This window comes from Geobacillus sp. LYN3 (assembly GCF_003064505.1).
Taxonomy (GTDB): domain Bacteria; phylum Bacillota; class Bacilli; order Bacillales; family Anoxybacillaceae; genus Parageobacillus_B; species Parageobacillus_B toebii.
The window spans coordinates 354120-375909 of sequence record NZ_QCWL01000001.1; the positions used below are offsets into that span (position 1 = coordinate 354120).

Below are 21790 nucleotides of genomic sequence, written 5' to 3' on the forward strand. Positions count from 1 at the left end.
AACCTTCCACTTCATCGCAGTCAAAGACCAACATTTGATATTATACAGATATGTAAACGAGATTGCAAGCAATTTCTTTGTTTTTCTACACACTTATTATATTATACATAGCTAATGAGCATTTTCAACTTGTCAAAAAATTGCGCAAACAAAATAAAAGCAGGTTTGCAAACGCAAACCTGCTTTTTAGTAGGGCTGATATTATTCAATAATTTCAGATACAGAACCAGCGCCTACTGTACGTCCGCCTTCACGGATCGAGAATTTTGTACCTTCTTCGATCGCGATTGGCGCGATTAATTCTACAGTCATTTCAACGTTGTCACCAGGCATAACCATTTCCACGCCTTCTGGAAGCGTGATGATGCCTGTTACGTCTGTTGTACGGAAGTAGAATTGTGGACGGTAGTTAGAGAAGAATGGAGTATGACGTCCACCTTCTTCTTTTGTTAAAACGTAAACTTGTGCTTTAAATTTTGTATGTGGTGTGATAGAGCCTGGTTTTGCCAATACTTGACCGCGTTCTACTTCATCACGAGATACCCCGCGAAGAAGCGCACCGATGTTGTCACCAGCTTCTGCTTGGTCAAGAAGTTTACGGAACATTTCTACACCAGTAACCGTTGTAGATTTTGGCTCGTCAGCAAGACCAACGATTTCTACAGCGTCACCAACTTTTAACGTACCGCGTTCAACACGGCCAGTTGCAACTGTACCACGACCAGTGATCGAGAATACGTCTTCGATTGGCATCATAAATGGTTTGTCAATTTCGCGTTGTGGAGTTGGAATGTATTCATCAACTGCATTCATAAGTTCAATAATTTTTTCTTCCCATTGTGGATCGCCTTCAAGTGCTTTTAACGCAGAACCTTTGATAACAGGTACTTCGTCGCCAGGGAAGTCATATTCAGATAATAGATCGCGAACTTCCATTTCAACTAGTTCTAGCAATTCTTCGTCGTCTACCATATCGCATTTGTTCAAGAATACAACGATGTATGGTACACCTACTTGGCGAGAAAGAAGAATGTGTTCGCGAGTTTGTGGCATTGGACCGTCAGCTGCAGACACAACAAGAATTGCGCCATCCATTTGCGCTGCGCCTGTGATCATGTTTTTCACGTAGTCAGCGTGGCCAGGGCAGTCAACGTGAGCGTAGTGGCGTTTATCAGTTTCATACTCAACGTGTGCAGTAGAGATTGTGATACCGCGTTCACGTTCTTCTGGAGCAGCATCGATTTGGTCGTATGCTTTAGCTTGCGCTTTACCTTGTTTTGCAAGAACTGTTGTAATTGCAGCAGTTAACGTAGTTTTACCATGGTCAACGTGGCCGATAGTACCAATATTGACGTGTGGTTTCGTACGTTCGAATTTCTCTTTAGCCATTATAGTATCCTCCTTAAAATTAGAATAATTAATTTTTAAATTAAAAATTAAATTTATAATTATAGAATGCCCGGGAGCAAACACTTGTCATATTTGCTCCCAAGTCTTACATAAGTATTTATAGCGAAACTGCAGACAGAAATCAATTATTCACCCTTATTTTTTTTGATGATTTCATCTGCAATGTTTTTCGGAACTTCTTCATAATGGTCAAATACCATCGTGAATGTTCCACGTCCTTGTGTGTTAGAGCGTAGCGAAGTAGCGTATCCAAACATTTCCGCTAGTGGAACCATCGCGCGAACGACTTGCGCGTTGCCGCGAGCTTCCATACCTTCTACGCGTCCTCGACGAGAAGTGATATCACCCATAATATCGCCAAGATATTCTTCAGGGATCACTACTTCGACTTTCATGATTGGCTCAAGCAACACAGGGTCACATTTAGTCGCAGCGTTTTTCAATGCTAACGAAGCTGCGATTTTGAACGCCATTTCGCTGGAGTCGACATCATGGTATGAACCATCAAATAGTTTCGCTTTAATGTCGACAACTGGGTATCCAGCAAGAACGCCATTTTGCATTGCTTCTTCAAGACCAGCTTGGACTGCTGGAACATATTCTTTCGGAACAACCCCACCGACAATCGCGTTTTCGAATTCAAATCCTTTTCCACGCTCATTTGGAGAGAATTCGATCCAAACGTGACCGTATTGACCGCGACCACCAGATTGGCGGATGAATTTCCCTTCGACTTGCGCCGATTTACGGAATGTTTCGCGATATGCAACTTGTGGCGCGCCAACGTTTGCTTCCACTTTGAATTCACGGCGCATACGGTCAACGATGATGTCTAGGTGAAGCTCACCCATACCAGAAATGATCGTTTGGCCAGTTTCCGGATCTGTATGAGCGCGGAATGTCGGGTCTTCTTCTTGTAATTTTTGCAATGCTTGACCCATTTTATCTTGATCCGCTTTCGATTTTGGCTCGATCGCCACCGAAATAACTGGTTCAGGGAACTGCATTGATTCTAGTATAACAAGGTTCTTTTCATCACATAGAGTATCGCCTGTTGTTGTATCTTTTAAACCTACAGCTGCCGCGATGTCACCGGCATATACTTTCGAAATTTCCTGACGGTGGTTCGCATGCATTTGTAGGAGACGACCGATACGTTCACGTTTACGTTTTGTCGAGTTCATGACATATGAACCAGAATCTAGTGTACCAGAGTACACACGGAAGAACGTTAACTTACCAACGTAAGGGTCAGTCATAACTTTAAACGCTAACGCTGCGAATGGAGCGTCATCGTCTGCTTCACGAACTACTTCTTCTTCTGTATCTGGAACGACCCCTTTAATTGGAGGGATGTCCACAGGAGAAGGAAGATAGTCTACAACTCCGTCAAGCAATAACTGAACCCCTTTGTTTTTAAATGCAGAACCGCAAAATACAGGGAAGAATTCCACGCTAATCGTCGCTTTACGAATCGCAGCTTTCAATTCTTCTTTTGTAATTTCTTCCCCTTCTAAATATTTCATCATAAGCTCTTCATCTAATTCCGCAACTGCTTCAATGAGCTTGTTGCGATATTCTTCCGCCATATCGCGGTAATCTTCTGGAATTTCAATGCGCTCAATATTTTTGCCAAGCTCATCATGATAATGGTACGCGCACATTTCCACAAGGTCAATAATGCCGGAGAATTGGTCCTCCGCGCCGATTGGCAATTGCACAGGATGCGCGTTTGCATGCAAGCGGTCATGAAGCGTTTTTACGGAATACAAAAAGTCCGCGCCAATTTTATCCATTTTGTTAACGAATACGATACGTGGAACCCCGTATGTAGTCGCTTGGCGCCATACTGTTTCTGTTTGCGGTTCTACACCAGATTGCGCGTCAAGAACAGTGATCGCACCGTCAAGTACACGAAGAGAACGTTCAACTTCTACCGTAAAGTCTACGTGCCCTGGTGTATCGATGATATTGATGCGATGCCCTTTCCATTGTGCTGTTGTCGCAGCAGATGTAATCGTAATCCCGCGCTCTTGTTCTTGTTCCATCCAGTCCATTTGGGAAGCACCTTCATGAGTTTCCCCAATTTTATGAATACGGCCAGTATAGAACAAGATGCGCTCTGTTGTTGTCGTCTTACCGGCGTCAATATGCGCCATAATCCCAATGTTTCGAGTGTTTTCTAAGGAGAACTCTCTTGCCATGGTGGTTATTTTCTCCTTCCTTCAAATAAGTATCATGTGATATTCGCTAATACAAAATCATAATAATAAATAATATAGGAATATAGGTGAATTGGCGGCAAGTTTCCCAGCCACCATCACCTATTCTCCCTTGTAGATTATCAATAAAGAACCGTAATTACCAACGATAATGTGCAAACGCTTTGTTTGCTTCTGCCATTTTGTGTGTATCTTCGCGTTTTTTCACAGCTGCGCCAGTGTTGTTTGCAGCGTCCATAATTTCATTCGCAAGACGCTCTTCCATCGTTCTTTCACCGCGGAGACGAGCATACTGTACTAACCAGCGAAGACCTAATGTAACGCGACGATCTGGGCGAACCTCAACAGGAACTTGATAGTTCGCACCACCAACGCGGCGTGCACGAACTTCAAGCACAGGCATTACGTTTTTCAACGCTTGCTCAAATACTTCCATTGGATCTTTACCCGTACGCTCGCGAATAATATCAAATGCTGTATAAAGAATTTTTTGCGCTTTTCCTTTTTTACCGTCAATCATAATTTTATTGATAAGACGGGTCACTAGTTTTGAATTGTAAATTGGATCTGGTAGTACGTCTCGTTTTGGAACTGGACCTCTACGTGGCATATTTTTTCCTCCTTTCAACCAAAAATCCTATTTCATATTATTTTTTCGATTCTTTTGGTTTTTTCGCACCGTATTTTGAACGACCTTGCATACGGTTCGCTACGCCTGCTGTATCTAGGGCACCACGAATAATGTGATAACGTACCCCTGGCAAGTCTTTTACACGTCCGCCGCGAATTAACACGACGCTGTGTTCTTGTAGGTTATGGCCGATACCAGGGATATAAGCCGTTACCTCAATACCGTTCGTTAAACGAACACGCGCATATTTACGAAGCGCAGAGTTTGGCTTTTTCGGTGTCATCGTGCCAACACGTGTACAAACACCGCGTTTTTGTGGAGAAGACACGTTTGTTTGTATTTTTTTGAAGCTGTTGTACCCTTTATTTAATGCAGGCGATTTTGATTTTACCACTTTTTTCTCGCGACCTTTGCGAACTAGTTGGTTAATTGTAGGCATGTTAAATTTCCTCCCTTCACATACAAACTCAAGCCCACATATCCAGGCGGTTCATTATTTATACAAAAACAAAGTTTTTGTAGTAAAAACCACAAAAACGGTTTTTAACGAATGATTGCTACAGCAGCTGCTCCTACTTGAATTTTGCATGCTTTCCCAAGTTTTTTCATGGAATCCACTTTCGTAACTGGAACGTTCGCTTCTTTTGCCGCTTCCATCACTTTATCGATAATGGATGGATCAGCATCTTCCGCAACGATAACTTCCAGTGCCTTTCCTTCTTTCAGAGCTCTTACTGTTTGCTTTGTTCCTACAACAATTTTTCCAGCCTGCAATACTTTTTCATAAGACATGTAACATATCCTCCAAAGTACCAGGTTTTCGGAACACCTTTATTAGACTATCACTTTCATAAGACATTGTCAACTATATTTTTAAGTAATTTGCTACCAGCAAAGGAATCGTCCTTTGCTGGTAACAACCAATTATTTAGAAGTAACCGCGTCCTCATTTGCTTCTTTCTTAATTACCGGTTTTACTTTACGATAGCGCGCCATTCCAGTTCCTGCTGGGACAAGCTTACCGATAATAACATTTTCTTTTAAGCCGAGCAACTCATCCCGTTTTCCTTTGATCGCCGCATCGGTTAAAACGCGTGTCGTTTCTTGGAACGATGCCGCTGATAAGAACGAATCAGTTTCTAGCGATGCTTTTGTAATACCAAGCAATACTGGGCGAGCCGTTGCTGGACGTTTTCCTTCAAGAAGCGCTTTTTCGTTCACGTCCGTAAATTGATGCACATCTAATAACGTTCCAGGCAGGACATCTGTATCCCCCGCATCAATGACGCGCACTTTACGAAGCATTTGACGGACCATTACTTCGATATGTTTATCGCTAATTTCTACCCCTTGCATTCTATATACCTTTTGTACTTCACGCAATAAATATTCTTGAACGGACGTAACATCCCTTACTTTTAATAATTGTTTTGGATCAATGGATCCTTCAGTAAGTTCTTGACCACGCTCTACTTGTTGTCCTTCCTCTACTTTTAATCTTGCGTTATAAGGAGCAATGTAAGAGCGTGTCTCGACCTCGCCTTTTACGACAATTTCATATTGACGATCACGCGTTTGGCTAATCGAAGTGACGATTCCGTCAATTTCAGAAATAACCGCTTGCCCTTTCGGATTACGTGCTTCAAACAGCTCTTGAACACGCGGCAAACCTTGGGTGATATCGTCGCCGGCAACACCGCCTGTGTGGAACGTACGCATCGTTAACTGCGTACCAGGTTCACCGATCGATTGCGCAGCGATAATACCGACCGCTTCGCCAACTTCCACATCCGCACCTGTCGCCAAGTTACGACCGTAACATTTTTTACATACACCGTGTCGTGTATTGCATGTAAAGGCAGAGCGGATCCATACTTCTTCAATGCCTGCTTTAATAATCGCGTTCGCAATATCTTCGGTGATCATTTCGTCTTTGCGAACGAGTATTTCGCCTGTTTCCGGATGTTTCACCGTTTTTTGCGCATAACGGCCAACAAGACGCTCTTCTAGTTTGACAATGACTTCCGTACCGTCCGTTAATGCTCTTGCAAGAATACCACGGTCCGTACCGCAATCCTCTTCACGAACAATGACATCTTGCGCCACATCGACAAGACGTCTTGTGAGATAACCGGAGTCTGCTGTTTTTAGTGCGGTATCAGCAAGCCCTTTGCGCGCTCCATGTGTAGAAATAAAGTATTCCAATACCGTTAATCCTTCACGGAACGAAGATTTGATCGGCAATTCGATGATGCGTCCCGCTGGGTTTGCCATGAGACCGCGCATTCCGGCAAGCTGCGTAAAGTTTGATGCGTTACCGCGAGCTCCAGAATCGCTCATCATAAAGATTGGGTTGCGTTTATCGAGCGATTTCATCAGCCTGTCTTGAATTTTGTCTTTCGCTTCGCTCCAAATCGAAATGACACGTTCATAGCGCTCTTCGTCAGTAATTAAACCGCGTCGGAATTGTTTTAAGACCGTGTCGACTTTTGCTTGTGCTTCTTCAAGAATTTCTTGTTTTTCCGGTAATACGACAATATCGGCAACCCCAATCGTAATGCCGGCTTTTGTTGAATATTGGAACCCTAAATCTTTCATGCGGTCAAGCATCTTCGATGTTTCTGTAATTTTGAACCGCTTAAATACCTCAGCGATAATTTGTCCGAGCACTTTTTTCTTAAACGGTGGAACAAGTTCGCGCTTGCGAATTTCTTCTTTTACATTTGCACCTTTATCGAGGAAGTATTTATCCGGTGTCCGCCCTTCGATATTTTCAGTTGTCGGCTCGTTAATATAAGGGAATGAGTTTGGTAAAATTTCGTTGAAAATAAGTTTTCCAACTGTTGTAATAAGCAGTTTGTTATTTTGCTCTTCCGTAAACGTTTCATTTTTCAATGAACCGGCATGAACAGCGATTCGTGAATGTAAATGGACATAACCATTATGATACGCAAGCAACGCCTCATCCGTATCTTTAAATACCATTCCTTCACCGATTGCTCCTTCACGTTCCATCGTTAAATAATAGTTACCTAAAACCATGTCTTGCGAAGGAGTAACAACCGGTTTTCCGTCTTTCGGGTTCAAAATATTTTGCGCGGCCAGCATGAGCAATCGCGCTTCTGCCTGAGCTTCTGCGGATAACGGAACGTGCACGGCCATTTGGTCTCCGTCAAAGTCAGCGTTATATGCTGTACATACAAGCGGATGCAATCGGATGGCGCGACCTTCAACAAGCGTTGGCTCAAACGCTTGAATACCTAATCGGTGAAGAGTTGGGGCACGGTTAAGTAATACCGGATGCTCTTTAATCACATCTTCTAACACATCCCATACTTCCGGATGGACGCGCTCAATTTTCCGTTTTGCACTTTTAATGTTGTGCGCTAATCCACGTTCGACAAGCTCTTTCATCACAAACGGTTTAAAGAGCTCAAGCGCCATTTCTTTCGGCAAGCCGCATTGATACATTTTCAAGTTCGGACCGACGACAATAACCGAACGGCCTGAATAGTCTACGCGCTTACCAAGCAAGTTTTGACGGAAACGACCTTGTTTCCCTTTTAACATATGAGAGAGCGATTTTAGCGGACGGTTTCCAGGTCCTGTTACCGGACGGCCCCGTCGACCGTTATCGATTAACGCATCGACCGCTTCTTGAAGCATCCGTTTTTCGTTTTGCACAATAATGTTCGGTGCACCAAGATCTAATAAACGTTTTAAGCGGTTGTTTCGGTTAATGACACGGCGATATAAATCATTGAGGTCTGATGTCGCAAAGCGTCCACCGTCTAATTGCACCATCGGCCGCAATTCAGGAGGAATAACAGGAAGCACATCAAGCACCATCCAAGCAGGATCGTTTCCTGAATTCCGGAACGCCTCTAACACTTCCAAACGCTTAATAATGCGGGCGCGTCGCTGCCCCTGTGCTGTTTTTAACTCCTCTTTTAACGTTGCCACTTCTTTTTCTAAGTCGATATCTTGAAGAAGTTTTTTAATTGCCTCTGCACCCATGGAGGCTTGGAACGATTGCCCGTATTTTTCACGATACGCACGATATTCTTTTTCGGAAAGCAATTGTTTTTTCTCCAGTGGCGTATCACCTGGATCAGTCACAACGTATGAAGCGAAATAAATCACTTCCTCTAACGCACGTGGCGACATGTCCAAAACGAGTCCCATACGGCTTGGGATTCCTTTGAAATACCAAATATGTGAAACAGGAGCTGCTAGTTCAATATGACCCATCCGTTCACGACGGACTTTCGAGCGAGTCACTTCGACACCGCAACGGTCGCAGACAACACCTTTATAACGTACGCGCTTATATTTTCCACAATGACATTCCCAATCTTTTGTTGGTCCGAAAATACGCTCACAAAATAATCCGTCTTTTTCTGGTTTCAATGTACGATAGTTAATCGTTTCTGGTTTTTTTACTTCACCGTACGACCAAGAACGGATTTTCTCCGGTGAAGCGAGCCCGATTTTCATGTACTCAAATTTATTTACATCTAGCAAGGGGTATACCTCCCTCTTTATCACTCGGTTTTGCCTCGATTGCTTTTATGAAATAAAGGTTAGTAGTGAACGTTCTTTTGTGAGTCATAACATCTTGAAAGTGATGGAGGATCAACTCCCCCATCACCGTTCAATAAGCTTATTCTTTTGTGACAACATCTTTTTCGTTCTCTGTCGACTTCACTTCTGGAACAATGGCATCCGCACTATGATCATCATCTTCATCAAAGTTTTCCATATTAATTTCTTTTTCGTCGCTAGTCAAAATGGTTACATCCATACCTAAGCTTTGCAGCTCTTTAATCAACACTTTAAACGATTCCGGCACACCTGGTTCTGGTATGTTCTCACCTTTGACGATTGCTTCATATGTTTTCACACGACCGACGACATCGTCCGATTTGACTGTAAGTATTTCTTGCAATGTATATGCAGCGCCATAAGCTTCGAGCGCCCACACTTCCATTTCGCCGAAGCGCTGCCCGCCAAATTGCGCTTTACCGCCAAGTGGTTGCTGCGTAACGAGCGAGTACGGTCCCGTTGAACGGGCATGAAGCTTATCGTCAACCATGTGAGCAAGCTTAATCATGTACATAATACCGACAGATACGCGGTTATCAAACGGCTCACCCGTTCTGCCATCGTATAAAACCGTTTTTGCGTCACGCGGCATTCCTGCTTCTTCTAAAATGTTCCATACGTCTTCTTCCATAGCCCCATCAAATACTGGCGATGCAATATGGAGGCCGAGCTTCTTCGCTGCCATACCGAGATGCAATTCGAACACTTGCCCGATATTCATACGCGACGGAACGCCTAAAGGGTTTAACATAATATCAATTGGAGTACCGTCTGGTAAGAACGGCATATCTTCTTCCGGTAAAATTCGCGAAATAACCCCTTTGTTTCCATGGCGTCCTGCCATTTTATCGCCTTCGGAAATTTTCCGTTTTTGCACGATATAAACACGGACAAGCTGGTTAACACCTGGCGGAAGCTCATCTCCGTCCTCGCGGTTAAAGACCTTCACATCAAGGACAATACCGCCGCCACCATGTGGAACTCGAAGAGACGTATCACGCACCTCGCGCGCTTTCTCACCGAAAATAGCATGTAACAGCCGTTCTTCTGCTGTAAGCTCCGTCATTCCTTTCGGTGTTACTTTACCAACGAGCAAATCACCGTCTTTTACTTCCGCGCCAATGCGGACAATTCCACGTTCGTCCAAGTTCCGTAGCGCGTCTTCACCAACGTTTGGAATATCGCGCGTGATTTCTTCCGGACCAAGTTTTGTATCACGGGATTCTGCTTCATACTCCTCGATATGGATGGACGTATATACGTCTTCTTTGACAAGACGTTCGCTCATGATAATCGCGTCTTCATAGTTGTATCCATCCCATGTCATAAAGGCAACCAGTACGTTGCGGCCGAGTGCAAGCTCACCTTTATCCATGGATGGACCATCTGCTAAAATTTCTCCTTTTTCAACGATATCGCCTTTTTTCACAATCGGGCGTTGATTGTAACAAGTCCCTTGGTTCGAACGAACGAATTTCAAAAGACGATATTTATCAAGATCACCTTTTACTTCTTTTCCGTCCACTTCAATGAGGCGGCGAACCCAAATTTCCTTTGCCTCCACTCGTTCGACAATGCCGCGATGTTTACAAATAACAGCGGCACCGGAGTCTTTTGCGGACACATATTCCATTCCTGTACCGACAATTGGCGCTTCTGGCTCTAACAATGGAACTGCTTGACGCTGCATGTTCGCTCCCATAAGCGCACGGTTCGAGTCGTCGTTTTCCAAAAATGGAATGCAGGCCGTTGCTGCTGATACAACTTGTTTTGGCGATACGTCCATATAGTCGACGCGGTCGCGTTTTACGACAATGTTTTCCCCGCGGAAACGAGCAACCACATTTTCTTCTAAGAACGTTCCATCTTCCGCTAGAGGGACGTTCGCTTGTGCTATAACATAGTTATCTTCTTCATCGGCTGTTAAATAATCAATTTGATCGGTAACTCTTCCTGTCTCCGGATCGACACGTCGATATGGCGTTTCGATAAAACCAAATTTATTTACTTTTGCATACGTAGATAGTGAGTTGATCAACCCAATGTTTGGACCTTCAGGTGTTTCAATCGGGCACATTCGTCCATAGTGTGAATAGTGAACGTCACGCACCTCGAAACCTGCGCGTTCACGAGTTAAACCACCCGGTCCTAACGCAGAAAGGCGGCGTTTATGCGTCAATTCAGCAAGCGGGTTCGTTTGGTCCATAAATTGTGAAAGCTGTGAGCTTCCGAAAAACTCTTTAATCGCTGCAATGACAGGACGAATGTTAATCAGCTGTTGCGGAGTGATCGTGTTTGTATCTTGAATGGACATGCGCTCACGAACCACCCGCTCCATGCGTGACAAGCCAATCCGGAATTGGTTTTGCAATAATTCGCCGACAGAACGAAGCCGGCGATTTCCTAAATGGTCAATATCATCCGTGTCACCGACTCCGTGTAATAAGTTAAAGAAATAGCTAATCGAAGCAATAATATCCGCAGGAGTAATATGTTTCACATCTTCGGCAATATAGCCGTTGCTGATGACATTAATAACTTTTTCTCCATCCGCGTCGTTTGGTGAATAAATTTTAATAGACTGTAACGCAAATTCTTCATCCACTACGCCACCGACAGGTTTATAAACTTGTAATCCAACGCCGTTTTCAAGGTACGGTAAAATTCGATTTAACGTTCTTCGATCAATAAGCGTTCCTTTTTCCGCAATGATTTCACCAGTTTCCGGATTTACCAATGTTTCGGCAAGACGTTGGTTAAACAGACGGTTTTTAATATGAAGTTTTTTGTTAATTTTATAACGTCCAACGCTTGCTAAGTCATAACGTTTTGGATCAAAAAAGCGGGAGATTAACAAATTTTTCGCGTTTTCAATCGTCGGTGGTTCACCTGGACGCAAACGCTCGTAAATTTCAATGAGCGCTTTTTCAGTGCTATCCGTATTATCTTTTTCAAGCGTGTTGCGAAGATATTCATTATCACCGATTAAATCGATAATTTCCTGATCGGAACCAAACCCGAGCGCACGAAGAAGCACCGTAACTGGTAGTTTACGAGTGCGATCAATACGGACATATACAACATCTTTTGCGTCTGTTTCGTATTCTAACCACGCGCCGCGGTTCGGAATAACCGTTGCCGAATAACCGCGTTTTCCGTTTTTATCAACCTTTTCACTATAATAAACGCTTGGAGAGCGGACAAGCTGTGACACAATAACACGTTCCGCCCCGTTAATGATAAACGTTCCTGTTTCTGTCATTAACGGAAAATCGCCCATAAAGACATCTTGTTCTTTTACTTCACCAGTCTCTTTATTAATTAAACGTACTTTTACGCGAAGTGGTGCGGCATATGTAACATCGCGTTCTTTTGCCTCTTCAACAGTATATTTTGGCTCCCCTAAACTATAATCAATAAACTCAAGAGAAAGATTACCGGAAAAGTCTTCAATCGGGGAAATTTCTTTAAACATTTCCCGCAATCCTTCATCAAGAAACCATTTATAAGAGGAAGTCTGAATCTCAATAAGATTTGGCAATTCTAGCACTTCACTAATACGCGCGTAACTTCTTCGTTGGCGGTGTCGTCCATATTGAACTAGTCGGCCTGTCAACTGATTCACCCCTCAAAATTTAAACATTAATCAAAATGGAAGGTAAACCTTCAGCTATAATGGAGAAAAAAAGAAAATGGTTTCTATTATAGAAAACCATATTTTTACCTGTTTATTGATTTTATCATTCTTCCCATTATGGATAAAATTATACGTCATATCCTTGCGATGAAATGTACATATTTAGCATTTTATAATACTACCACAACCATAGAATACTGTCAACATTTTTTTGACTTTATGATATAATATCCTTTTTTCTTTGTCACAACTTCTACATACGAGAATATTTCCTGCAGTTTTTTTAATGCAGAAGGAGCCCCTTGTTTTTTCTGAATCACAACCCATAATTCTCCGTTAGGATAAAGATGGGCAGCACTTTGTTCAAAAATGGCATGAACAACACGTTTCCCAGCGCGAATCGGTGGATTTGTCAAAATCGCAGCAAACTTTTTATCTCCTACTTGCGCAAATAAATCACTTTCATAAATGGAAGCGTTGGTAATATGGTTAGCATGTTTATTTTCATTTGCCAGCTCAAGAGCACGTTTGTTTATATCAATCATGTCTACATGTCGGTTTGGAAATGCCTTGGCAATAGATAAACCGATCGGACCGTATCCGCAACCTACATCTAAAAAATCACCATCTACTTTCGGTTCTTCAAACGTTTCAATAAGCAAGCGTGTCCCAAAATCAACTTCTCGTTTCGAAAATACACCACTATCTGTCGTAAACGTCAGTTCATTGCCCCGCAATGTAAATGCCCACGTATGGGGATTGCTTTCCGACGATGGAGTGGAAGAGTAATAATGTTCGCTCAATGACATCACCCTTCTATTTACTGATTTATTTTCATCGTACCCATTTTCTTATAAATAAAAAAGCCCGCTGGTTTCAGCGAGCTTTTTCTGCGCGAATGACAATTATTTCACTTCTACGCTAGCGCCAACTTCTTCAAGTTTCGCTTTGATTTCTTCTGCTTCTTCTTTAGAAACGCCTTCTTTAATTGGTTTTGGAGTGTTGTCAACTAAGTCTTTTGCTTCTTTCAAGCCAAGGCCAGTGATTTCACGAACAACTTTGATAACTTTAATTTTTTGCGCACCAGCGTCAGCAAGAATAACATCAAATTCAGTTTTTTCAGCAGCAGCATCGCCGCCAGCAGCACCGCCAGCAACTACTACAGGAGCAGCAGCAGTGACGCCGAACTCTTCTTCAATTGCTTTTACTAATTCGTTTAATTCTAATACAGTCATATTTTTAACCGCTTCAATGATTTGTTCTTTTGTCATCATCAGTTCCTCCTTAATATCATTATGGTTTTATAGCATAAACGAAAGAGAAATTATGCGCTTTGTTCCTCTTTTTTGTCCGCAACTGCTTTTGCAACAAGCGCAAAGTTGCGAATTGGAGCTTGAAGAACGCTAAGCAACATAGAAAGCAAGCCTTCGCGGGAAGGAAGTTTTGCAAGCGCGTTGATTTCTTCAAGTGTTGCAATGTTGCCTTCAATGACACCTGCTTTAATTTCAAGCGCTTCATGGTCTTTAGCAAATTCGCTTAAAATTTTCGCAGGCGCTACAACATCTTCTTTGCTAAATGCAATCGCATTTGGCCCAGTAAATACATCATTTAATCCTTCTAAGCCAACTTCCGCTAACGCACGGCGAGTTAATGTGTTTTTATACACTTTGAACTCAACGCCTGCTTCGCGAAGTCGCTTGCGAAGTTCTGTAACTTCCGCTACGTTTAAGCCGCGGTAGTCTACGATAACCGTAGATTTGCTGGCGCGGAATTTTTCAGCTATCTCTGCTACAATTTGTTTTTTGAGTTCGATCGCACTGCTCATTTTTACACCTCCTGTGGAAGATAAAATGAAAACACCACTTATACCGCATCAACAAAAAACCTCCATGCCACGTAGACATGGAGGTATCGTAAAACGCGCAAAATGACCTTGAACGCGTTTTTCTATCGTACAAATACCTCGGTAGGATATTAAGCTCCTAAGAGCACCTACTGTCTACGGTACAAATGATATTCATTTTTTCAGACAAAAAACATTTTACTAAAAGGATTGAAAGAAGTCAATATTTATTGCGCTACCGCTACTGTAGACGGGTCTACTTTGATGCCAGGGCCCATCGTTGAAGTAATCGTTACGTTTTTCACGTAAGTACCTTTTGCAGCGGCTGGTTTTGCTTTTAAAATCGCCTCGTAAATCGTAGTGAAGTTTTCTGCCAGTTTCTCGTTATCAAATGACACTTTACCAATCGGTACATGAATGTTGCCGGCTTTGTCAACGCGGTATTCTACTTTACCAGCTTTAATTTCTTGCACCGCTTTCGCAACATCAAATGTAACAGTGCCTGTTTTCGGGTTTGGCATTAACCCTTTCGGACCTAAAATACGTCCTAATTTACCAACTTCACCCATCATATCTGGAGTAGCGACAACAACGTCAAAATCGAACCAACCTTGTTGAATTTTGTTGATATACTCTGTATCGCCAACGTAATCAGCACCAGCTGCTTCCGCTTCTTTTGCTTTTTCGCCTTTCGCGAATACTAATACACGTTGTACTTTTCCTGTACCATGAGGCAATACAACCGCACCGCGAATTTGTTGATCGGCTTTTTTCGGATCAACACCTAAACGGAACGCAACTTCTACTGTAGCGTCGAATTTCGCAATGTTTGTTTTCTTCACAAGTTCAATTGCTTCTGCAATCGGATACGCTTTGAAGCGATCCACAAGCTTTGCTGCTTCTAAATATTTTTTTCCTCTTTTCGGCATGTAAAATTCCTCCTTATTGTGGTTTTAGCGGAATGACCTCCCACGAATAAAGGTTGCGAAAAGGATTTCTCCTTATAGTCGCAACCTCCTCAGCCAACTTTATGCACATTAGTCTTCGATAACAATACCCATGCTGCGGGCTGTACCTTCAACCATGCGCATCGCAGCTTCGATGCTCGCTGCGTTTAAATCCGGCATTTTCATTTCGGCAATCTCGCGCACTTTATCGCGTTTGATTGTCGCTACTTTATTACGGTTTGGTTCACCAGAACCAGATTCAATGCCGGCCGCTTTTTTCAATAATACTGCAGCTGGCGGAGTTTTCGTAATAAATGTAAATGAACGGTCTTCAAAAACCGTAATTTCAACCGGAATAATTAAACCCGCTTGGTCAGCTGTGCGAGCATTGAACTCTTTACAAAATGCCATAATATTAACACCGGCTTGACCTAACGCTGGACCAACTGGTGGTGCCGGATTTGCTTTACCTGCAGGAATTTGTAGTTTCACGACTTTTATAACTTTTTTTGCCACGAGACACACCTCCTTAAGTCCGTGATGTGGTATTAGGGATTGTCCCTCCCACTCATAAGGCTAACTATAGCCCTTTTCCGTATTCTCTCGTTTCGGTTGAGAGGATCTGCGTGTTAGAAAAACGCTCCCTTATACAAACTTGTATAAGTTCATTGCCAAATGCAAACCAATTGTTTGCCTCGATTCACGAGACATACTGACTTTAAAATATTATCACTTTTCTATTTCGATTGCAAGTTGTTTTCCATTATATTTTTTCAATTTGTGAAAACTCAAATTCCACTGGTGTTTCGCGACCAAACATATTGACAAGCACTTTTACTTTTCTCTTATCTAGATCGATCTCTTCAATTTTACCGGTAAAGTTAGCAAAAGGACCTTCTTTCACCCTTACCGTTTCATTTAATTCATAGTCTACATCGATCTCCGTCAACGGCATACCCATTCGTTTTAAAATCATTTCGACTTCCTCTTCAAGAAGTGGCGTTGGTTTTGAACCTGCCCCGCTTGATCCAACAAACCCTGTTACTCCTGGCGTGTTGCGTACTACATACCAGGAATCATCGGTCATCACCATCTCCACTAACACATACCCTGGAAATACTTTTTTCTTTGTTGCCTTCTTCTTTCCGTTTTTTGTATCTGTTTCCGTTTCTTCAGGAACGACGATGCGAAAAATTTTATCTTGCATACCCATTGATTCCACGCGCTTTTCCAAGTTGGCTTTTACTTTATTTTCATAGCCTGAATACGTATGAATGACATACCAATTTTTCTCCATCGATGAGGACTTGACTGTCCTTTCCCTCCCTAAATCGGTTTGGTTTCCTTTTTTAAGCAAAACAAAAACCCGTTACCGGGCTATACGTTCGCTTTATTATCTTTCATTATATCATATGGGCAAAAGACTTATTCAAAAACAAGACGAATTAATTTAGAAATACCTAGATCAACAATAGCGAAAAAGACCGTAAAAAACACAACGGTGGCCAATACAATAGCCGTATAATTGACAAGTTCTTTTCGGCTTGGCCAGCTTACTTTTTTCATTTCCCGTGCTACTTCTTTAAAAAAATTCATTATTCGTTGCATGATTAGTAACCTCCAACAAACGTACGAGCTGCCCACATTGCTTTATTTCGTTTCTCGGTGGGTCGTATGCATATTGCAAGTTTTGCAAAATTTGCTCGTTTCAAAGCGTTCTTGACAACGGTTGACGTTTTTCATTGTAACATAATTTCGACTATTGCATTGACTGCAAGCTAAAATAATTTTTTTCCTCATGAATGTCCCACCGTTCTAAAGGATGTCCATAAAAATTTACCATACACGTATTCCTATGTCAATGACTTCAGGAAAATAAAAGTCTTCTCCTAAAGACTAATTTCACGATATTCCAAATATTTTTCCAGTTTTCTTTTTACGCGCTGAAGGGCGTTATCAATCGATTTGACATGGCGATTTAGCTCTTCAGAAATTTCTTGATATGAGCGACCATCTAAATATAAAGCAAGCACTTTCCGCTCCAAATCGCTGAGCAGTTCGGTCATTTTCACCTCGATATCATCGACTTCCTCGCGATTGACGATCAGTTCTTCTGGATCCATCGCTTTCGTTCCAGAAATGACATCCATCAGCGTCCGGTCTGATTCATCATCATAAATAGGTCTATCCAAAGATACATAAGAATTAAGCGGAATATGTTTTTGTCTTGTCGCTGTTTTAATTGCAGTGATCATCTGCCTTGTAATACAAAGTTCTGCAAACGCTTTAAAAGAGGAAAGCTTGTCCCCTTTAAAATCGCGAACCGCCTTATATAAACCAATCATTCCTTCTTGAATGATATCTTCCCGATCGGCGCCGACTAAAAAATAAGAGCGCGCTTTGGCACGTACAAAATTTTGATACTTATGAATCAAAAAATCTAGCGCATCTCCATCCCCTTGATGCACAAGTTCAACTAATTGCTCATCTTCCAAATGTTTATAGTTTTTATATGTTTTTTCTTTGAAGCAATCGCACACGCTGATCCCCCCGACCGCATAAATCACTAGAATTTATTATACAGTACAAATTTTTACAGCGTCAACCGCTCATTTTTGCCCTCTTCGCCATCTTTCGAAAATTTCAGCAATTTCATCTGTCAATGGAACTTTAGACATAGGAGTTTGTTCTTGTATATTTTGTAATTTTTTCGAAATAGCCTTTTCGATAGACTCCATTTCGACTAAAAGTTCACGTGCCGACTTACGCAACGCCCCTTGACTAAAAATCGTCCATTGCTCCGTATAATCCGACGTAGCGACATACACCTTTGTTTGCACATTAATTAAGCTTTTTGCTAACCTTTCAATCCGTTCATCCGCTGTCTCATTTTCTTTGGTAAAAATAACTTCGACTTGATGATCTTTATATTTTTTCTCATTCCCTTGTATGAGGTGCGCATCGAAAACGATAATGACTTGATCTCCAGTAAATCCTTGGTACTCGGCCATTTTGGAAATCAATAAATCCCTTGCCGCAGCAAGGTCATCCTCCTCTTTCAGCTTGCGAAGCTCCGGCCAAGCACCGATCATGTTATAGCCATCGACAATCAGAATATTCATCGATTTATTCTCCTTGCGGATAACGTTTGCGGTACACCTCATACATGAGAAGACTTGCAGCGACAGAAGCATTCAATGACGTAACATGCCCTCTCATCGGCAAATGAATGAGAAAATCGCATTTTTCTAAAATGAGCCTTCCGATTCCTTTTCCTTCACTGCCAATGACAAGAGCCAGCGGCATCGTTCCGTCAAGGGAGCGATAGTCATCTTTTGCTTTGGCATCTGTTCCAACAATCCATACACCGCGCTCTTTTAATTCATCAATCGTTCTCGCTAAATTCGTCACTCGCGCAACAGGAATATATTCGATCGCACCTGTCGAAGCTTTTGCGACCGTTGCCGTCAAGCCGACAGAGCGGCGTTTCGGGATAATGATTCCGTGGGCGCCTACAGCATCAGCCGTTCGCATAATCGAACCTAAGTTATGTGGATCTTCCAATTCATCAAGAATGAGAAAAAATGGCGGTTCGTTTTTTTCGGATGCTCGCGCAAATAAATCATCCACCTCGTAATAACGGTACGCCGCAACTTGAGCGACAACTCCTTGGTGCGCCCCTTCCACCATTTGATCAAGCTTTTTTTTCGGAACATATTGCACAAGCACCCCATTTTGTTTTGCAAGCTGGATAATGGGCTGAATCGAACTGCGCTGTACACCTTCCGCTATCCAAATTTTGTTAATTTCCCTTTCTGATTTCAATGCCTCGATAACAGGATTTTTTCCAATAATAAAATCCATTGCTACAACTCCCTTTCCTCACTTTCAATAATCGCAAAAGAACAGCGAATAAGCTCCTCGACTCGCTTTTCATTATTTCCTAAAAAATGATAGCCAATAAGCGCTTCAAATGCTGTGCTATATCGGTACGTCTGCACGTCCGTGTTTTTGGGAATCGTGCCGGATTTGGCGTTTCTTCCCCGGCGAACGACCGACTGCTCTTCTTCTGTTAATAATTCATTTTCTAATAATGTTAACAACACTTTTGCTTGTGCTTTCGCTGATACATATTGAATCGCTTGTTTATGAAGCTGATGCGGCTTCACATTTCCGTTTGAAAGAAGGTGATGCCGTACATAAAGTTCGTATACGGCATCCCCAATGTAAGCAAGCGCTAATCCGTTTAGTTGTTTTACATCTTTGATCGGCTGTAAAAGACTCATCGCATCTTATCCTCTTTTCCATCTCGTACCTTGCGGCGTATCTTCTAAAATAATGTTTTTCGCCTTTAATTCATCACGAATTTGATCCGCTAAAGCAAAATTCCGATTTTTTCTCGCTTCGTTTCGCTTTTGAATAAGCGCTTCGATTTCCTCGTCCAATAATTCCTCTTCTTGCAACGTAATGCCCAGTACATCTAACAGCTGTTCAAATTCACGCAAAAATGCATGAATGACGCGTTCGGACGTATTTTTTTCCAACAAATATAAGTTCGCTTGTTTCGATAGCTCAAATAACACGGCAATCCCATTGGCTGTGTTAAAATCATCGTCCATCTCCCGAATAAATGCCTCATGTTGCTCTTGAATGCGCGCAAGCCATTGATCATCATCATCGGTTAAGTTCGTGCTGCTTTGCAATCGATGTTTTAAATTAAAATAGGACGTTTTTAACCGTTCCAATCCTTTTTTCGCGCTTTCTAATAATTCTTCACTATAGTTAATCGGATGTCGGTAATGAACAGAAAGCATAAAGAACCGTAATACTTGCGGATCGATTTGCTGGATAATATCGTGAACGAGCACAAAATTACCTAGCGATTTTGACATTTTTTCGTTATTAATATTTAAATATCCGTTATGAAGCCAATATTTCGCAAACGGTTTTCCTGTTAACGCTTCTGATTGTGCAATTTCGTTTTCATGATGAGGAAACGTCAAATCTTGACCACCGGCATGAATATCAATCGTATCACCTAAATATTTACGCGCCATTGCCGAGCACTCGATATGCCATCCCGGACGCCCTTTTCCCCACGGGCTATCCCAACAAATTTCGCCTTCTTTTGCCGCTTTCCATAACGCAAAATCAAGCGGATCTTCTTTCTTTTCCCCTACTTCGATGCGCGCTCCCGCTTTTAGTTCATCAATAGATTGATGCGAGAGTTTTCCATATTCTTTAAATTTCCTTGTACGATAGTACACATCCCCGTCTACTTCGTATGCATAACCTCTATCGATTAATGTTTGAATAAATTCAATAATCGTATCTATATTTTCCGTTACGCGTGGATGAACATCCGCTTTTTTGCATCCAAGCGCTGTAATATCTTCAAAATACGCTTGAATAAAACGCTCCGCGATTGTCGGCACATCTTCTCCTAATTCGCGCGCCGCCTTAATTAACTTGTCATCCACATCCGTAAAATTGGAGACGTATTTCACTTCATAACCGCGAAACTCTAGGTAACGGCGAATCGTATCAAACACAATCGCGGCGCGGGCGTTCCCAATATGAATATAGTTATATACGGTTGGACCGCATACATACATTTTTACTTTATTCGGTTCTAACGGTTCAAACAGTTCCTTTTTTCTTGTTAACGTGTTATAAAGTCGAATGCTGCTCATCTTCGACCTTCCTTTCCTTCTTTAAACTTTCAATTTCTTCACGCAATCTTGCAATTTCTGCTTCTAACTCTTTAATGCGATCGGCAACCGGATCTGGCAAGTCCGTATGATTTAAGTCTTTTTTCACTTTCACACCATTGCGGACAACCACTCGTCCCGGAATGCCAACAACCGTGGAGTTCGGTGGAACATCTTTCAACACAACAGAACCTGCTCCGATTTTTGAGTTTTCTCCAATCGTAATGGAACCGAGCACTTTCGCACCTGCTGCAATTAAGCAGTTGTCTTTAATCGTTGGATGGCGCTTTCCTTTTTCTTTCCCTGTTCCTCCTAATGTTACACCTTGATACACAGTTACATTATCTCCAATTTCACATGTTTCGCCAATCACCACACCCATGCCATGATCGATGAAAAAACGGCGGCCGATTTTCGCTCCCGGGTGAATTTCAATGCCTGTAAAAAAGCGGCTAATTTGCGAAATAAGGCGGGCAAGAAAGTAAAATTTACGCTTATATAATGCATGAGCAATACGGTGCGCCCAAATCGCGTGAAGGCCAGAGTATGTTAAAATAACTTCTAAATAGCTTCTTGCTGCTGGATCTTGCTCAAAAATCACCTCAATATCTTCCTTAAGTGTTTTAAACATATGAACCTCCCTCCACTTTCATCAAATTTGTGGAAAGTACATCTATGAAAAAAGCGTCTCTGTGCCAATGACACAGAGACGCTTCTAGGCGCGGTTCCACTCTGTTTAGCTAAACGATTCGTTTAGCTCACTCCAATCTGATAACGGAGAAAC

At 42.2% G+C, this 21790-nt stretch carries 21 protein-coding genes and 2 other annotated features (1 of these 23 running past the window's edge); all 21 genes read right to left on the reverse strand.

The window, feature by feature from the left end; genetic code table 11:
* Positions 1-201: 201 nt before the first annotated feature.
* The 21 genes from tuf to cysE all read right to left on the reverse strand — a co-directional run bounded on the left by tuf (position 202) and on the right by cysE (position 21637).
* Positions 202-1389 carry an elongation factor Tu gene (gene tuf, locus DCC82_RS01880; protein WP_097353937.1) on the reverse strand — a complete coding sequence of 396 codons (1188 nt, stop codon included), beginning with the start codon at positions 1387-1389 and terminating at the stop codon, positions 202-204.
* A gap of 146 nt (positions 1390-1535) precedes the next feature.
* The gene (gene fusA, locus DCC82_RS01885) at positions 1536-3614 is read right to left on the reverse strand and encodes an elongation factor G (RefSeq protein ID WP_097353938.1); all 2079 of its coding nucleotides are present in this window, start codon (positions 3612-3614) and stop codon (positions 1536-1538) included.
* A gap of 157 nt (positions 3615-3771) precedes the next feature.
* Entirely contained in the window at positions 3772-4242 is a 471-nt protein-coding gene (gene rpsG / locus DCC82_RS01890) for a 30S ribosomal protein S7 (protein ID WP_012748881.1), read from the reverse strand.
* 37 nt (positions 4243-4279) lie between these two features.
* Complete coding sequence (rpsL, locus tag DCC82_RS01895; protein ID WP_012748880.1) at positions 4280-4702, reverse strand: 30S ribosomal protein S12; 423 nt, start codon at positions 4700-4702, stop codon at positions 4280-4282.
* A 104-nt stretch (positions 4703-4806) separates the two neighbouring features.
* Positions 4807-5055: a 50S ribosomal protein L7ae-like protein gene (locus tag DCC82_RS01900; protein ID WP_097353939.1), complete on the reverse strand. Its 249-nt coding sequence runs from the start codon at positions 5053-5055 to the stop codon at positions 4807-4809.
* Between the two features lie 132 nt (positions 5056-5187).
* Positions 5188-8787 carry a DNA-directed RNA polymerase subunit beta' gene (gene rpoC / locus DCC82_RS01905; RefSeq protein WP_012748878.1) on the reverse strand — a complete coding sequence of 1200 codons (3600 nt, stop codon included), beginning with the start codon at positions 8785-8787 and terminating at the stop codon, positions 5188-5190.
* 139 nt (positions 8788-8926) lie between these two features.
* The gene (rpoB, locus tag DCC82_RS01910; protein ID WP_062756067.1) at positions 8927-12484 is read right to left on the reverse strand and encodes a DNA-directed RNA polymerase subunit beta; all 3558 of its coding nucleotides are present in this window, start codon (positions 12482-12484) and stop codon (positions 8927-8929) included.
* A gap of 221 nt (positions 12485-12705) precedes the next feature.
* Positions 12706-13308 (reverse strand): class I SAM-dependent methyltransferase, encoded by a 603-nt coding sequence (locus DCC82_RS01915; RefSeq protein ID WP_012748876.1) that lies wholly within the window; start codon positions 13306-13308, stop codon positions 12706-12708.
* Between the two features lie 102 nt (positions 13309-13410).
* On the reverse strand, positions 13411-13776 hold the full coding sequence (gene rplL, locus DCC82_RS01920) for a 50S ribosomal protein L7/L12 (protein ID WP_041269549.1): 366 nt from the start codon (positions 13774-13776) through the stop codon (positions 13411-13413).
* Between the two features lie 53 nt (positions 13777-13829).
* Complete coding sequence (gene rplJ, locus DCC82_RS01925; protein WP_012748874.1) at positions 13830-14330, reverse strand: 50S ribosomal protein L10; 501 nt, start codon at positions 14328-14330, stop codon at positions 13830-13832.
* 44 nt (positions 14331-14374) lie between these two features.
* Positions 14375-14528, reverse strand: a sequence feature (ribosomal protein L10 leader region).
* A 47-nt stretch (positions 14529-14575) separates the two neighbouring features.
* The gene (gene rplA / locus DCC82_RS01930) at positions 14576-15277 is read right to left on the reverse strand and encodes a 50S ribosomal protein L1 (protein WP_012748873.1); all 702 of its coding nucleotides are present in this window, start codon (positions 15275-15277) and stop codon (positions 14576-14578) included.
* A 108-nt stretch (positions 15278-15385) separates the two neighbouring features.
* On the reverse strand, positions 15386-15811 hold the full coding sequence (gene rplK, locus DCC82_RS01935; protein WP_012748872.1) for a 50S ribosomal protein L11: 426 nt from the start codon (positions 15809-15811) through the stop codon (positions 15386-15388).
* A gap of 247 nt (positions 15812-16058) precedes the next feature.
* A complete protein-coding gene (nusG, locus tag DCC82_RS01940) occupies positions 16059-16592 on the reverse strand; it encodes a transcription termination/antitermination protein NusG (protein ID WP_012748871.1) in 534 nt (177 codons plus the stop codon).
* A gap of 128 nt (positions 16593-16720) precedes the next feature.
* Positions 16721-16903 carry a preprotein translocase subunit SecE gene (secE, locus tag DCC82_RS01945; protein WP_012748870.1) on the reverse strand — a complete coding sequence of 61 codons (183 nt, stop codon included), beginning with the start codon at positions 16901-16903 and terminating at the stop codon, positions 16721-16723.
* Positions 16904-16945: 42 nt separating this feature from the next.
* Positions 16946-17095: a 50S ribosomal protein L33 gene (gene rpmG / locus DCC82_RS01950; RefSeq protein WP_012748869.1), complete on the reverse strand. Its 150-nt coding sequence runs from the start codon at positions 17093-17095 to the stop codon at positions 16946-16948.
* A gap of 89 nt (positions 17096-17184) precedes the next feature.
* The gene (sigH, locus tag DCC82_RS01955; RefSeq protein WP_062677080.1) at positions 17185-17835 is read right to left on the reverse strand and encodes an RNA polymerase sporulation sigma factor SigH; all 651 of its coding nucleotides are present in this window, start codon (positions 17833-17835) and stop codon (positions 17185-17187) included.
* A 69-nt stretch (positions 17836-17904) separates the two neighbouring features.
* Complete coding sequence (locus DCC82_RS01960) at positions 17905-18417, reverse strand: NYN domain-containing protein (protein ID WP_012748867.1); 513 nt, start codon at positions 18415-18417, stop codon at positions 17905-17907.
* Positions 18418-18421: 4 nt separating this feature from the next.
* The gene (gene rlmB / locus DCC82_RS01965; RefSeq protein WP_097353940.1) at positions 18422-19159 is read right to left on the reverse strand and encodes a 23S rRNA (guanosine(2251)-2'-O)-methyltransferase RlmB; all 738 of its coding nucleotides are present in this window, start codon (positions 19157-19159) and stop codon (positions 18422-18424) included.
* Positions 19160-19161: 2 nt separating this feature from the next.
* Entirely contained in the window at positions 19162-19581 is a 420-nt protein-coding gene (locus DCC82_RS01970) for a Mini-ribonuclease 3 (protein ID WP_097353941.1), read from the reverse strand.
* A gap of 6 nt (positions 19582-19587) precedes the next feature.
* Positions 19588-20988 carry a cysteine--tRNA ligase gene (gene cysS / locus DCC82_RS01975; protein ID WP_012748864.1) on the reverse strand — a complete coding sequence of 467 codons (1401 nt, stop codon included), beginning with the start codon at positions 20986-20988 and terminating at the stop codon, positions 19588-19590.
* The gene (gene cysE, locus DCC82_RS01980) at positions 20966-21637 is read right to left on the reverse strand and encodes a serine O-acetyltransferase (protein WP_012748863.1); all 672 of its coding nucleotides are present in this window, start codon (positions 21635-21637) and stop codon (positions 20966-20968) included. The genes cysS and cysE overlap by 23 nt, the downstream gene beginning before the upstream one ends.
* 71 nt (positions 21638-21708) lie before the next feature.
* Positions 21709-21790: a binding site (T-box leader), on the reverse strand; it runs 151 nt beyond the window's last position.